The 14949-nt window shown below is 30.0% G+C and carries 11 protein-coding genes; 7 read left to right on the forward strand and 4 right to left on the reverse strand.

Annotated elements, in window-relative coordinates; genetic code table 11:
* Positions 1–55 precede the first annotated feature (55 nt).
* Positions 56–892, reverse strand: coding sequence for an RteC domain-containing protein (locus tag GOQ24_RS10170; protein ID WP_006256865.1), 837 nt, complete (start codon positions 890–892; stop codon positions 56–58).
* 184 nt (positions 893–1076) lie between these two features.
* On the opposite strand from GOQ24_RS10170, the gene GOQ24_RS10175 reads away from it, so the two are divergent.
* From GOQ24_RS10175 to GOQ24_RS10195, 5 genes are all read left to right on the forward strand, one after another.
* Positions 1077–1391 carry a hypothetical protein gene (locus tag GOQ24_RS10175; protein ID WP_006256864.1) on the forward strand — a complete coding sequence of 105 codons (315 nt, stop codon included), beginning with the start codon at positions 1077–1079 and terminating at the stop codon, positions 1389–1391.
* A 627-nt stretch (positions 1392–2018) separates the two neighbouring features.
* Positions 2019–2783: a sensor histidine kinase gene (locus GOQ24_RS10180; RefSeq protein WP_006256862.1), complete on the forward strand. Its 765-nt coding sequence runs from the start codon at positions 2019–2021 to the stop codon at positions 2781–2783.
* Positions 2776–3441: a response regulator transcription factor gene (locus tag GOQ24_RS10185; protein WP_006256861.1), complete on the forward strand. Its 666-nt coding sequence runs from the start codon at positions 2776–2778 to the stop codon at positions 3439–3441. The genes GOQ24_RS10180 and GOQ24_RS10185 overlap by 8 nt, the downstream gene beginning before the upstream one ends.
* A gap of 74 nt (positions 3442–3515) precedes the next feature.
* Complete coding sequence (locus tag GOQ24_RS10190; protein ID WP_160339611.1) at positions 3516–4988, forward strand: MauE/DoxX family redox-associated membrane protein; 1473 nt, start codon at positions 3516–3518, stop codon at positions 4986–4988.
* A 52-nt stretch (positions 4989–5040) separates the two neighbouring features.
* On the forward strand, positions 5041–5340 hold the full coding sequence (locus tag GOQ24_RS10195) for a DUF6520 family protein (RefSeq protein ID WP_160339612.1): 300 nt from the start codon (positions 5041–5043) through the stop codon (positions 5338–5340).
* Between the two features lie 40 nt (positions 5341–5380).
* On the opposite strand, the gene GOQ24_RS10200 is transcribed toward GOQ24_RS10195, so the two are convergent.
* The 3 genes from GOQ24_RS10200 to GOQ24_RS10210 are packed head-to-tail and all read right to left on the reverse strand — an operon-like array spanning position 5381 to position 12379.
* Positions 5381–7972 (reverse strand): alpha/beta hydrolase family protein, encoded by a 2592-nt coding sequence (locus GOQ24_RS10200; RefSeq protein ID WP_160339613.1) that lies wholly within the window; start codon positions 7970–7972, stop codon positions 5381–5383.
* A complete protein-coding gene (locus GOQ24_RS10205) occupies positions 7962–9323 on the reverse strand; it encodes a RagB/SusD family nutrient uptake outer membrane protein (RefSeq protein WP_160339614.1) in 1362 nt (453 codons plus the stop codon). The genes GOQ24_RS10200 and GOQ24_RS10205 overlap by 11 nt, the downstream gene beginning before the upstream one ends.
* 11 nt (positions 9324–9334) lie before the next feature.
* Positions 9335–12379 (reverse strand): SusC/RagA family TonB-linked outer membrane protein, encoded by a 3045-nt coding sequence (locus GOQ24_RS10210; RefSeq protein WP_160339615.1) that lies wholly within the window; start codon positions 12377–12379, stop codon positions 9335–9337.
* A gap of 1519 nt (positions 12380–13898) precedes the next feature.
* Here GOQ24_RS10210 and GOQ24_RS10215 point away from each other — a divergent pair.
* Both GOQ24_RS10215 and GOQ24_RS10220 read left to right on the forward strand, forming a co-directional pair.
* Positions 13899–14129, forward strand: coding sequence for a helix-turn-helix domain-containing protein (locus GOQ24_RS10215; protein ID WP_160339616.1), 231 nt, complete (start codon positions 13899–13901; stop codon positions 14127–14129).
* A 40-nt stretch (positions 14130–14169) separates the two neighbouring features.
* Positions 14170–14949, forward strand: a 780-nt coding sequence (locus GOQ24_RS10220; protein ID WP_208103221.1) for a MutH/Sau3AI family endonuclease, incomplete at its 3' end; no start/stop codon positions are given.

A 14949-nucleotide genomic window follows, 5' to 3' on the forward strand; every position in this document is an offset into this window, starting at 1 on the left:
AATCTAAACATATAAATAAGTGGGGGACCTTGTTGTCCCCCTTATGATTGAAGTATTAGTAATTTTTATCCATATGATCTTCTAACACTTCTTTTAATTTATCCAAATAAGATGTTTTGGATTTAGCTCTTGTTTTCATTCTATGAAAGGCATGATGTATATCTAAAAGCTTAATACCAAATAGCTGTTGAAACAGTACTGCTATTTTTCGTATTTCTCCTTTACCATTATTAATAGACCCTGATAGATAAAGTGCGTAGATAAGTTCTATGAGCGCATTTTGGGATTCTGACCACACTAAATTAGATGATATTATCTGATTAGTACTAATATCATATTCTTGTATTTTTTCATGTAAGTAGTTTTGAAGTAAATCATGAGAGATAATACGAGCTATTTTATAGTCATAATAAGTGGAGAAAAGAGCATCTATTTCAAAGATAAAACTGTTTATACCAATGAGTAAATCTGTTTTACCAAGGGTAAAGTACTCGATGTCTTTGTCTGTTCTATTAGCATTATAGTATTTATAAAAGTCATTGTAAGCAAAATACTTCTTATACTCCAGGTTTAATTCTTGTAGATGTTTATGATAGTATTTATTCTTAACAACGATATCTATTGGACAGCTTGTTTCTATAGAATAGAGTTTGTTGTAAAAGATTAGTTTGCCTAGGACTTGAGGCTTAATTACTTTAAAAAAATCAATCTCGTCTTTTTGATTTTTGAACCCTACTTGAAGTATTTCTTCTTTTAGATTCATAAGTAAAAGTCTTAAGAATTGAATCATTTCATAAGTCTTTGAAATAGAAGCTGAATCAATTAAGTTTAGTTCAATTTCCTTTGATTCGATTTGTTTTAATACGCTTTTGTGCTGTGTGTTTAGTGTCATAATTAATGAGTATTGGTTAATTATGCACCGAGTTAAAAACCTATAGTATTAGCCCTTTTAAAATAAAATAAATCAAAACTAGAAGTCAATACGTGAAAACACTGTAAAAAATGCGGAAAACACGTATTGTAAATTGTTTGAAAATTATAAATATTTATGTATTAATTTTTAAATTACTAATTTTATGGAAGTTACTAAAAATAGTGCAAATCAAATTAGCCTAGAAGAGGCTGTAGAACTTACACACTCTTACCAGGAAAACAACCCTGATTTACCTAAGAGTTACTTTATTGGAACAAATAAATTAAACGAACTACTGTCTCAAGACGGGGTTATAGGAGTTCGTATTTATCCAGGTTTAGATAAGGCAACTAACAAAGTAAATTTAGTCTTAGTAGGAGTGGACCAAACAGGAGAGGATTTAACAAATGGTGTTATTGTTGATCACCTTGTTATTTGTCCTCCTTTATGTCCTAAAGACACTAAACTTATTAAGTAATGACTATATGTTGTACAGCATACTCTTATATGCAACACTTCTTATAGGCTGCATGCCTATTGTGCTGTTTATATCTGGTAGAAAATACAAAAGTATACCTAGTAGATCTGTTGTGCCTTTAATTAGCCTTATGGCATTTTCATCTTTATATGAATTTGTTGTTAGTTTACAATTAAAGGTAAGTGTTCTTTGGTGGTATCAGATATATTCTCTTTTAGAGTTTAGTGCTGTATATTATTTATTTAGTCATTGTATAAGACAAAGACCTAAAGCTTTTTTTAAAGTTTCTCTAGGTCTTTTTCTTTTGTTCTATGTTTTGTCAATCTTTTATTTTAATACTAAATCAGCGTTTTTATCCACAAGTATTAACAAGATCTATATTACTTTATTTGTTTTGGTAGGTAGCTTTTTGTGGATTAGACAGATATCTAATGAAAAACAGATTTTAAAGTTATACAAAGAAGGGCTTTTCTATGTTATTATGGGATTGTTTTTCTATTACAGCACTACTATCTCTTTGTTTATGCTTATTAGCTGTATTGACAAAGATGATTTATATATGGGTGATATTTGGCTAGTTAATGTACTAGCAAATTTGATATTAAGAATAACATTATCAGTGGGAGTATGGAAAATAAACTAGAATTGTTTTTTTGGCTTGGCACTTTTATTATGATCTCACTAGCTATCATGGTTATTATCATTGTTGTGATTTACCAAAAAAGAATCAATCAATATCAAAATGACATATTAAAAGAGCAATTAAGAACCAACTTAATTGTAGAACACAAAGAAAGAGAAAGAATCGCCAAGGAACTACACGATGGTATTTGTAGTGATCTTGGAAATTTAAAAAACCTTATGATTCTTTTAAATCTTAGTGAAGATCAAGAAGAAATAGCTAAAGTAAAGGCTGATTTATACGATGGAATAATTTTTTGTTATGAGGAAGCTGTTAGAATCAGTTATAATTTATCCCCACCTCTTATCAAAGACAATACAATAACAGAGCTTTTAAATAACTACGTAACCAGAGTATCTAAAGTAACTAGTATTAAGTTTGATTTTAACTCTACAACTGCAAGCTTTGTTTTAAGTGATATTCAAAAGTTAGAGTTATATAGAATTGTACAGGAACTCACCCAGAACATTCTTAAACACAGTGGGGCAAGTTTTGTTGAGATATACCTTGTATGGAGTAGATACGATCTAGTTTTATATCTGCTTGATGATGGGGTTGAGTATGATTTTAATGCAAAATCAAAAAGTGTGGGACTTGGACTTTATAATATAAAGACAAGAATAGATCAGATTAAGGCTAAGTTTAGCCATGAATCTACCAGTAAAGGTAATCAGATTAGTATAACACTTAATAAACAAAGTAATGATTAGAATAGCTATAGTTGACGATCATAGATTGTTTAGACAGAATTTTTCAAATGTATTTTCAAAAATAGAAGATATTGAAGTTTTATTTGATTGTTCTAATGGTATTGAACTATTAGAAAAACTAAAAAGAATTAGTGTTGATATTGTCTTTTTAGATATTTCGATGCCAATTATGGACGGATATCAAGTGGCTAGTTTGCTTGAGAAAAATCATCCAAATGTCAAGGTACTTATACTTACAAGTTTTTGTGATGATCGTAGTATAAAAAGAATGCTTAAATATAATATATCAGGATATTTAACCAAAAATATTTCCTTTTCTAAACTTAAAGAAGCTATTTACTGTGTGTATACAAACGGAGTATATTATGATATAGAAATACAAGATACAGTCAGTAAAGTCAAAGAGCAAAAAGATAGTGAGGAAGTTGTTTTTACAAGTAAAGAAATTGAGTTAATCAAACTCTATGCAATGCAATATACCCTTAGTGAAATTGCAGATAAACTTAATTTAAGTCCGCGTACTATTGAAAAGATGAAAGAAAATTTGATGGATAGAACAGGCTCTAGTAATTTTATAGGAGTCATTATCTATGCACTTCGTTGGCACTATATTGAGGATATTGATGAGAAAGAGAATAAAGAGAGGAAAACACGGTAAAAATACCGTGAAATCACGTATTGATTTGAATTACTGATGATTGTAGATTTGGGGTATCCCAAAATGCAACCACCATGAAAGCCAAGTATGTCCTTATTGTACGTTATTTTGTTGTACTACTTTTTGTCTATGCAGCAATAAGTAAACTAATTACATTTGAAGAGTTTAAAGTACAACTTACTCAGTCCCCACTACTAAGCATGTATGCTGGAGTTATAGCTTATCTAGTTGTAATATCAGAGCTTGTTATTGCTTTTTTACTTACCCTTAGATCTACAAAGCTTTTAGGACTATACTTAAGTTATAGTCTAATGGTTGCATTTTCTATTTACATCTACCTTATTTTAAACTACAGTGACTTTATTCCTTGTTCTTGTGGAGGAGTCCTAGAAAAACTAGGTTGGAATGAACATCTATGGTTTAATATAATAACTAGTGTTTTAATTCTGCTCAGTATATTTTATACAGATGATAAACCAAAACGATTCTACTTACTATCTATCGTAACTACGCTAGTAAGTATTCTAACGGTCATACTTCTTTTTGTATCATCTGAACACATTATAAAAAAAGAGAATCCTTTTATAAGAAGATACTTGCCTCATGGAGTAGCAGAAGAGGATACCTTGGATTTAAAGGTAAACACTTTTTTCTTCTCTGGATATCATAAAGACAAAGTGTATCTAGGTAATAGTAAATCTCCACTTATATTTATTAGTGTAGATTCTCTAATGCAAAGAGAGGATTATACTATAAAAATAGATTCAACTCAGTTTAAATACACCTATCTAAAACTAAGGACAGTCTATCCTTATTTCTATTTAGCAGACGGTTCAATTCCTATAGTTTATAAAGGACAATTAAACACAACTGAGAAAACAAAACAAACAGAAATATTTAGCTTTAAAGAAGCTTATTTTTCAGACTACACCCCAATAGATTCTACCTTAATTGTTATAAAGAGTCAAAGCAGTAAAGATTATAAACACATACTAGGGCTTATCAATATAAACAATAAGCCAAGAGTTTCTATTAACTCTAAACTATTAGAGAGTAACTCAGATGGAGTATTTGACACAGATGGTAGTTTTTGTTATAGCAAAGAAAACAAGACTTTAATCTATACCTATTATTATAAGAATCAGTATGTTTTAACTAGCTCTAGTCTAGAGCTCTTAAACAGACAAAATACTATTGACACAACCCAAACCGCCCTTATTACAGCCGCTAAATTAGCATCAGGAGAGCATAAAATGACAACTCCGATGAGTGCTATAAATCAAAAGGTGGTAGCTAAAAACAATCTCTTGTTTATTGTATCAAACTCTCTTGGACAAAAGGAGTCCAAGGCAATCTGGAAGCAAGCTAGTATTGTGGATATCTACGACTTTAAAAAAGACAGTTATATCGCAAGCTTTTACATCAACCACCTAGGGGAAGATAAGCTTATAGATTTAATTGTCACAGACCATTACATCTATGGTCTATTTGACCAAAAACTTGTTCGTTATAGACTGGCCAAATCACTAACAGACAAGTTTGAGTAAAGTTTAGCTTAACTTTTAAAACAAGCTATTAACCAATAATACTTTATTAATTATGAAAAGATTTCTAAAATCAGCAGGATTGCCAATCGGTGTATTTGCTCTTGCTATCGGTAGTGCATTTGCAACAAATGCAATGAAAAACACATTATCAGTGGAACCTGGGTATCAAAGAATAGATTCTCAAGGGCTTGAGTGTGATGATCCTGAGGTAATGTGTGATTCACAAGGAACAGTAACTTGTACATGGAAAGACGCTTCAAATATAACTCATAATTTATATGGAAAGCGCTTTAATGAAGCATTAAATAAAACAGTGTGTACTTTACCACTGTATAAAATACAAACTCCTTAGCATTAAGTTAAACGCCCTCTTTTAAGAGGGCGTCTTTTGTTTAATTACTGATTAATCTCTCTTTTTCAATTTTAGTATTGTATTTAACCCAATAAGTTTCTGGAGAGTTAATATCTTTTAAATAATAATCAAACCAGTTCTTGATTCTATTTGTTATATCAATCTGATTTTCTTTTAGATTTAATCCATGTCCTTCATTTTTGTAGAATAATGCGACATGTGGAATATTATAACGAAGCATCGCCATAAAAAAACCTTGTTGCTGTTCCCAGTTAATATTTTGGTCTTGTTTTCCTGTAAAGGAGAGTAGTGGAGTTTTAATTTGATTTGCAAATAAGATAGGAGAGTTTAGAAGGTATAATTCTTTATCTTCATTGAAAGGTTTAGGCATCTTGTATTGCCCATTTTCAAATTGAAAAAAGAAGGGCGACATAAAGTTTTCATTATATGAAAAATAAGATCTTATAATATCTGAGTTACCTGCTCCACTTACAGCCGCTTTAAACAGATTAGTTTGAGTTACAATAAAATTAGTTTCATATCCACCATGAGAAAACCCAAATAAACCTAGTCTGTTTTTGTCGATGGCTTTCTCTTGTTTTAGTACAGTATTTATACTTTGTTCAACACAATCAAGTGCTGATAGGCCTGTACCTTTTTGAGTGTCTAGAATATCAGGTAAAAAGACAAAGTAGTTATTCTCTAAGTAGATTTCTTCATTAAAACCATCACTATTTAAGTAACTAGGATATGTAAATCTATTAAAGAGGTCGTGTTGTATCTCATAGATACTAGTAATCATTGGATAGCTTTGGTTTTTATCAAAATCTTTAGGATAAAATAGAATACCTTTTAAATCATTTTTATATTCATCTTTGTATAGAACAAGCTTTTGCTGCTTCCAAGTATAAAGCTCTTTTGGCATTGTATTTTCTAAAAGTAGTTTTGTTTGCCCATTTTGATAGATATATACTGTCTTTGGCTTATTATAGTTTTCAACACAGTAGGTAATTGTTTTAAAGTCTTCACTGTATTGTACTTCTGAAATATGATCTTTTGTATTTGAAACGACTTCAGTTTGTTTATTGTTTTCAATTACCCAAAGAGAAGAAGTATCATCTTTTATGTTGTATTTTTCTATTAGCAGTTTGCTATTATCTAAGATAGTGTTTGAATGAGTCTGACTATCTATATTGTATTTTTTAGGGGCTAAAGAGTTATGTAATTTATAATGTGAATTACTATTTCCACTATTAATAATTGTTTTAAAGGTTTTGCCCTCTGTATTATATTGCATAAGATTAGAGTCTGACACAAAGTAAAAGAACTTTTCATCTTTAGACCAATAGCGAAATCTGCCTATATAAGACCTTAATTTTAACTCATCTTCTTTTAAATTAAATGTACTTTCAACTGTTTTGTATTTTGTATTGTAAAAGTAAATCACTCCCATTTTAATATAGACAAAGTAGTTTGCAAGAGGTGAGAGGCTAGTTGTATTAAATGTATTTCGTTGAGCTTTGGTAATTAATGAAAGTTTATTCTCCTTTATATCATATAAACTTATATCTCTAGGCCTTGCAGAATATTGACTTGTATAATCTAGATATTGGTTTGAATCATAGACAAGTAATAAGTTTTCATTTAAAGCTATGGATTCCTGTTTGTTTAATATTTCAGGTTGATAGATTTGATTAGCCTTAAAATCAAAAATTATATGATCATTAGTTGTTGTATTTTGAAGTGTAGCAGATTCCTTATTAATTGGAAAAGCTCTATCATTTGTACTCCATAATTCGAGTTTATTAACATCATAAGGTTTGTTTCCAAGATTATAATATTGAATTATTTTAAAACTATGCTCACTAATTGCTTCAGGAGTACTATAAGATATGGTTGGATTGAGCTCTTGTTTTTTAAAAAAGTTAGTATTGTAGTTTAAAAAGATCAGATAGGGATATTTATTATCACTATATAAATTTGGACTTAAAAATACAATAGGAAGCCTTTTATCCCATATAACTTGTTTAATAGGATCTGTAATATGCTTATTTACAGTTTTTTTTAAGGTTTTTAAGTTAATTATTTCAATCCCTTTAGCTGCATCCTTATACTGAATCAGTAATAGCTGCCTATTCTGATTTATACTTGTAATGTTTACAAGATCTTGTGGACTATTCCATATTTCCTCAAACTTATTGAATTGCACTTTTACTAGTCTATATATATTAGAACTCGTATCTAAATAGAAAATAAGCTCGTAATCCTCTATTATAGTTGGTTTTGCTACATTGAAAATAGTTTGTTTTTTTAAACTATGAATGTCTATTATTTGTAGTGTTTGTTTGTTTAGATCATAGTAAGAGACTTTATTCTCTTTGAAATTTTTGTAAGGAATACTTGTCTGTGTATTCAGAGATAGTTTCGATTTATTAAAGATAAAAACACTATCTCTTTTGGAATCAAATTTATTATATTTATGTATTATAGCTATGTTATTATTCTTACTTACTGATCTATTGTTTAGTTCACTATACTGTAATGAGTCTCTAATAGTTTGAGCAGAACTAGTTACTATACTTAATATAAAAAGTAATAAACTAGAGATAATATTAATTGTTTTAGTATTCATTTTGAGGATGTAAATTAGGGTTAATGAGTATCTCTTTTTCAGGGTAAGGAAACAGAGCATATTTGTCTTGCCAGTTTGGTTTAGTACTTTTTAAAATATCGAGTTTATTATTCCTTTTTAGATCAAAGAATCGTCTTCCATGTTCAAGAAAAAACTCTTTTTGACTCTCTTTAAGCATGGCTTGAAGAATTTGTTCTTTATTTAAAGTGTTAGATAGAGGAAACAGACCAGCTTTTGATCTAATTTTATTTAAATAAGGAATTGCTTGTTTCTCTTGATTTTGATATATAAGAGCTTCAGATAATATAAAGTAAGCTTCTTCAATTCTAAAAAGGATGGAGCATTCATCTGAATTATTAAGTTTGTTTTTATACTTGTAAGGATAAATACGACCAGTATGTTGAAAATCATTAGTCCATAGTTCTTTTCTGAGATCGTTATCATCAAAGGAATTAAGTAACGTTTTGCTTATTTTATAACCTGTGCTATTAGAACGTGGAATGTAAGTATTTGCCTCATACGTACCAGCTGTAGGATCGCTATTTGGCATTTGCCAAAGTGTACCTCTTGAATCATTTTTGAAGGTTTTAGTTAAATCTATCTCTAGATTATATAAAGGATTATCAATAACTTGTTTAGCATATATTTCAGCATTTTCATATTTCTTTTGAAGTAAATAATTCTTAGCTAGCAATAATTCTACAACAGCTTTGTTTGGGTAATATTTATTAATAGTGCCATCGTTATAAGAAATAGTTTTTAAAGCTTTTAATAAATCTTGTTCGATTAGTTTAAAAACTTCAAGGACTGGTGTTTTTACAATTTTAGTATTAGCCTTGTAGTCTGTTGAGATTGTATAGGGAATATCTCCATATATTTGAGCTAAAGCCTGATAGTACATCGCCCTTAATAGAAGCGCTTGTCTTATAAAAATATCTCTATCCTCAGTAGTGATACCACTAGAGTTTGTAACTCCGCTTATAAAAGAATTAATAGCATAAATATGAGAATAGGATGTGTTCCACAAGTTAGAGATTACATATTTTGTGGGATCTAATGAGTTATTATATAGTAAGAAATTATCTGTAGATGTAGAAGTTGATAGTAATTCTAGTTCATCTGTATATAGGCCAAGGCTTGTTCCTATTGCTTGACTAGTTCCACTAAAAATAGAATTTTCTCTTAGATTAATATAAAGATTAGCTAAAGCTGATGTAGCTCCACGTTTATCTTTAAAAACACTTTCAGTGTTTGTTTGATCGGTAGGAAGATCTATTTCAATTGTATTTTCACATGATTGAAACACTTGTATAGTTACTATTAGTAAGCCTAAAAAAAGTACATTTTTCATAATAAATAGATTTAGAGAGTTAATTGAACACCAAAGGCATATGTTTTTAACGGAGGTAGATAACCTAATGCTGTAAATTCAGGATCTAGTCCAAAGTAGTTTGTAATTGTCCAGAGATTCTGTCCTTGAAAGTAAAAACGCATTGAATTAATTTTTGCTTTAGGTAAATTAAGCAAGTAGGATATAGATACATTTTTTAATCTAATATATGAGGCATCCCCAATACTCATATTACTACCTAGAAATAGACTAAGATCATTAATCATTGTAGGGTTGGTTCCACTAGTAAAGTATCCATACTGACTATTAGAATTTTCTGGAGACCAACTATTGAGCACTTCTATAGGTTGATTAAAAATTGAACCAGGAGTATTTAAATTAGAATTATGATTATAATTGGTTTGTTTGACAAATTGAAATAGAAAATCAAGACTAAGATTTTTATATGTAAAGGTATTTTGAAGCCCACCGTGATAAGTTGTTTTAATCTCCTGTATATTTTGCCTATCAAAAGCAGAACTTATTTTTCCATCATTATTATAATCTGTAAAGATGTATTGACCAGTTAAAGGATCGATACCTTCAAAATTGTATAAACGACTAACACCTGTACTTTTTCCTACTATAAATCGATTGGCATAAGTAGAACTCTCTAGATTAGGAAAAGCAAGTAGTGTGTTTTTAGGAAATGAGATATTAAAACTAGTATTCCAATTGAAATTTGTTGTTTTAATATTTTGAGAGTTAAGGTTAATTTCCCACCCTTTATTCTCAACAGTAGCTGAAAGGTTATCTTGTATAGATGAAAAACCTGTAGTACCAGGTAAAGGGATTCCGACAAGTTGATTAGAAGATCTATTTTGATAATAGGCAAGATCAATCTGTAATCTATCATTTAATAAAGCTACTTCTAAAGCTACTTCAAATTTTTTAGTTTTTTCCCAGCTAAAATTCGGATTGTAAAGCCTAGAGGGAGCAAGTCCTGTTATTCCATTATAGTTGTTTGGATTAAGTGTATAGGTGTCTAAATATAAGTAATCACCAATATTATCATTACCTGATGTTCCATAACTTGTTCTAAGTTTTCCAAAACTAAGCCATGAAGAGTCTTTAAGGAAGTTTTCTTTTGAAAATACCCAAGCAGCTCCAACGGCGGCGAAGTTTCCAAACTTATTATTATCCCCAAAACGTGAGGATCCATCACGTCTAGCAGTAAGATTAAGTAAATATTTACTGTTGTAATTTAAGTTTAATCTTCCAAAAAGGGCTATGTATTTGTATTGTAAATTACTAGAACTACTTATACTTTTTGTTTTAGCTGAAGCTATATTAGAGATAAAATCATTGGTTTGAAAACCATATCCTGCTAAGTTTAATGCATTTGTATTATTCTCTTGGTAAGTTATACCAACTAATGTATTAATAGTAAATTTATTAAAATCTAATAAGTAGTTCAGTTGGGGCTCTATAATATAAGATTTGTTGTCTCTTAAGTTTTTTTCAGAGGTTGACTGATCTGAGGTATAGTTTTTATCAGGGTTGTAAATAGTATGAGGTGTAAGTCTTCTTTCTTCTGTATTAGATTTATTATATCCTGTATTTAATTTTAGATAAAAGTTTTTTAAAAGCTCATATTTAAGATCAAGATTTAAAACAAGATTATTGTTATCATTGTGATATGTCTCATGCATTGATGAAACAGGATTAGTGTTTCCTACAAACTCCCAATTTAAACTTCCATCTGGTTTATAAAGACTTGGTGCATTTGGAGATAGAGTCAAAGCATTTGTTGTTAAGTCTGTAGCAATTAAGTTGTTTTTTTGAATAGAATAATTAGTCGATGAGTTTAACTGAAATCTTCCATCTTTACTGTTGTGATTTACGTTTATTAAAAACGTATTTCTTTTATATCCCTTATCTGTCGGAAATACTGTTGTTTGAGTACCTTGACTCGCTGAAGTTGTAAAGTGAGTTGTTTCACTTCCCCCACTAACTCCTAGTTGTATGTTATGACTCAAAGCAGTTCCTCCTATAAGCTCTTTTTGCCAATCTGTATATCTGTTTCTATCCCAAGTACCATTCATATCTAGTTCATAGTCAGGATAGGTAGTAATACCATCATTTAAAAAAGCCTCATCACGCATTTTATTAAATTGCTCTGTGTTTAACAGTTTCATTTTACTAGCTACCTTGCTAAATGAAGTAGAAGAGGAAAGAGTAAAAGAGAGTTTATCTGACTTGTTTTTCTTAGTTGTTATCAGTACTACACCGTTAGCGCCACGAGAACCATAGATAGCTGTTGCATCAGCATCTTTTAATATCTCTATGCTCTCTATATCCGAAGGATTAATAGAATTTAAAATATTGGTGTCACTCATAGGAAGTATAGAGGTAGATAATGTAGAGTTTACCAAATTGCTATTTGGAATAACAACACCATCAATTACATATAAAGGAGCATTTCCATTAATGGCATTATTCATATAACCACGCAGACTATTTCTACCACGTATTTGTATGTCAAAACCTCCACCTGGTACACCAGTGTTTTGAGTAATGTTCACACCAGCCATTCTTCCTTGAATAGCTTGAAGTGGATTAATAACAGGTTGTAGTTCTATATCTTTTGCAGTTACGCGAGCAATACTTCCTGTTTTTTCACGGTCTTTTACTGAATAATAACCTGCGTTAATTACTACCTCTGATAGCACGTCTTCATCTTGCAAAAGATTAATGTTATAAATTAAGTTAGCTGTAATAACAATCTCTTTAGTTTTATATCCTATATATGAGATAACTAAGATAGCTCCATTAGAAGCGTTTAAAGAGTATTTTCCACTATGATCTGTAGTTGTAACTACATCAGTTCCTTTTATTTGAACAATAGCTCCAATAAGCACACCTGAGTTATCACTCACAGTCCCTGAGATTGTTCTTTTTTGGTAATCTAAATGAAATAGATTATCTTTAGATACGGCGTAAGTTGGTGTAATAGTAAGGCTACTTAAAAGCAAAACTATCCCATAACCAGTATTGGTTAAAAATTGAGTTTTCATAATTGTTATAGTTAATGAGATACAAGAAGACTTTAAATCTTTAAGATTCTTATTGCCGTAGTACTTAAATAGGCCAATTGTATCAATGGTTAGTTAATTGATAATAGATAATATTCTTTTTAAATAATAATAAAAACTATCTCCAAGCTCTACAGCATGTCTCCCAAAATGCAAACTAGAGCAAGGAGATAGTCATGGACTTTTAGTACAGTTTAAAACTCCCTTTAAACTATACTGTTTTTTGTTTGTTTAAAATGCCTACTAAGGGCTAAGCCTATAATTAACCACCTAGGCTAAAGCCCTATAGCAAGCGGTTTTTCTCCATAATTAAATAGTTTTACAAGTGATTAATAAATAAACAGTAGGAGAGACTTGTTTCATAGCGTTTTTCCTTACTAACTAATCTTTATTGCCTTTTAGCCGAATGGATGAACGAGCTATATTTATGTGTGATAAAGGCAATAGTTATCCTGTACGCATCTAAAAACTGTTTTTAGACCTAGCGTAAAATGTGTTATAACTCTAACTAAATAGGTAATAGGGTAGCCATCTAACATTAAAGCATTAATGTCAAATCAATCTACAGCGATAAGATTTAGTTAAACTAAAATGTAATCATAGGCTAAATGTGAGTTTAGTTACTAATTGGTTGTTGTTTGTAATAAAATGTAATAATTGAAAAAATCTCGAATAGAATCATTCGATAAGTCCATTAAGGATAGATAAGGTATTGCAAGCATTCATTAATACAACGAACACTAAATAAATCCACCTTTGTTTTAAAACCTCTATATACCTAATTGGGAGACGGTATGAATAAGAGGTATGCAGTATGTTTTAAGTATAGAGTAGGTCATGAAAAACATTAACTCTAATACTTTTATTCTCTTGGATAGTCCAGTACAAAGTACTGAACTATCTCATTTTGTCATCTTTTACTAAAAATAAGTTATGCTTTACAGTTTTCCTCTTGGAAAACATAAAGAAAGGATTTACTTTTAGAGTGCGAATCAAAAAAGAAAATACAATCTTACTTAAAAGCAAAAACTTTAAGTCAAGATGACTTGTGAATGAATTAAGGAATCACTTCCTTTTTTCATCCCTTTGTTATATGAGAACAATTTAATTTCAACCTCTCATCTAATGACAACTCTTTTTCTTTTCCAAAGAATCGCATTAACAGAGTATTAAAATAAAAAAAATCGTTCACATAAATTATATGAACGATGTTTCTAAGTATAATAAGTAATCCTTGAATAAAAGCAAGGAGCGGCTCACAACTTTTAAGCCGAGGAATCCTACATCCCTTGCCATTAAAAGTTAACGTGAATACCGCCCCAGTGCCATTACAAAAGTACGAAACTTTTTTGCATGGAGCGACATCACGACTTTCTTGCTGGCATTTGTAGGATTTCCGGCACAAGAAAACATCGTTAAACCTTTATTTAAGGTCTGTGTCAATTGAATAGTCCAAACATACAAAAAATATTTTAATGTGGCAATAAAGCCACAATCTATTATGGTGAAAATTTTTGAGAAAGATTATAAAGAATTAGGTCAGAAAATAAAAAAGAGAAGACTTGAATTAAAATTAGGACAAGAACAATTAGCATTACTTACAGCTCCTAAAGTTGATCGTGCTAAGATTAGTGATATTGAGAATGGAAAAGAAGATTTTCATTTCTCAACATTTCTTCGTCTATGTAAGGCATTGGATATTGATTTCATTGAATTGATTAAAAAATATTAAAGTAAAACTATTGGTTGTATAACAAATTGTATAAATTAAAATGAATCAATTCACCACTATAAAACAAGTAATTTCTCACTATAACAAGTTAAAAGGAAAAACTATTAAAGAGATTTACGAAAAAGCACTTAGTGATTATCCTGATATCCTTTTAAACGTAAATAATAAAGGTATTGTTGGACAAGTGTTTGAAGCTTCTATTGGTCAAAAACCAAATTCTAATCCCAATCCAGATATTGAAAATCTAGCTTTGGAATTAAAGGTGTTACCTCTTAGGAAGGTTGGGCAGGCCTTGCAACCTAAGGAAAGATCCAAGATTAAATCAATCAACTATAATTCAATTATTAAGGAAGATTGGGTTACATCTGAGGTTAAAAAGAAAATAGATAATATATTGTTCTTTGTTTATGAGCAACCAACAGGAGTGAAGTTTTCTGAACTTGATAAACTAAAGTTTAAAGGCGTTTTGCATTTTGATTTAAATTCACAAGATTTATCAGAGGATTTAAATCAAATTAGACTAGATTGGGAGTTAATCCAATCAATGGTAAAAAGAGAGGAGGCTGATTTACTTTCAGAGTCCTTGACAGAGTGTTTAGGGGCAAGTACATCAGGTACTGGTTTGCAAGTAAATTATGGTAGTGGTAAGAGTGCAAAACAAAGGAGTTATTCATTTAAGCATAGCTACTTAAAGTATTATTACTTACAAAATGATAATAAACTTAGAGAGACAGGGAAGCCTGTAGATTCAATTATTGAAATACTACAAAGGGAATTAGTTAACAAAAACCTATTCGAACTTTCTCAGATATATGAGATG

This window comes from Myroides sp. LoEW2-1, assembly GCF_009767705.1.
Classification (GTDB): Bacteria; Bacteroidota; Bacteroidia; order Flavobacteriales; family Flavobacteriaceae; genus Flavobacterium; species Flavobacterium album_A.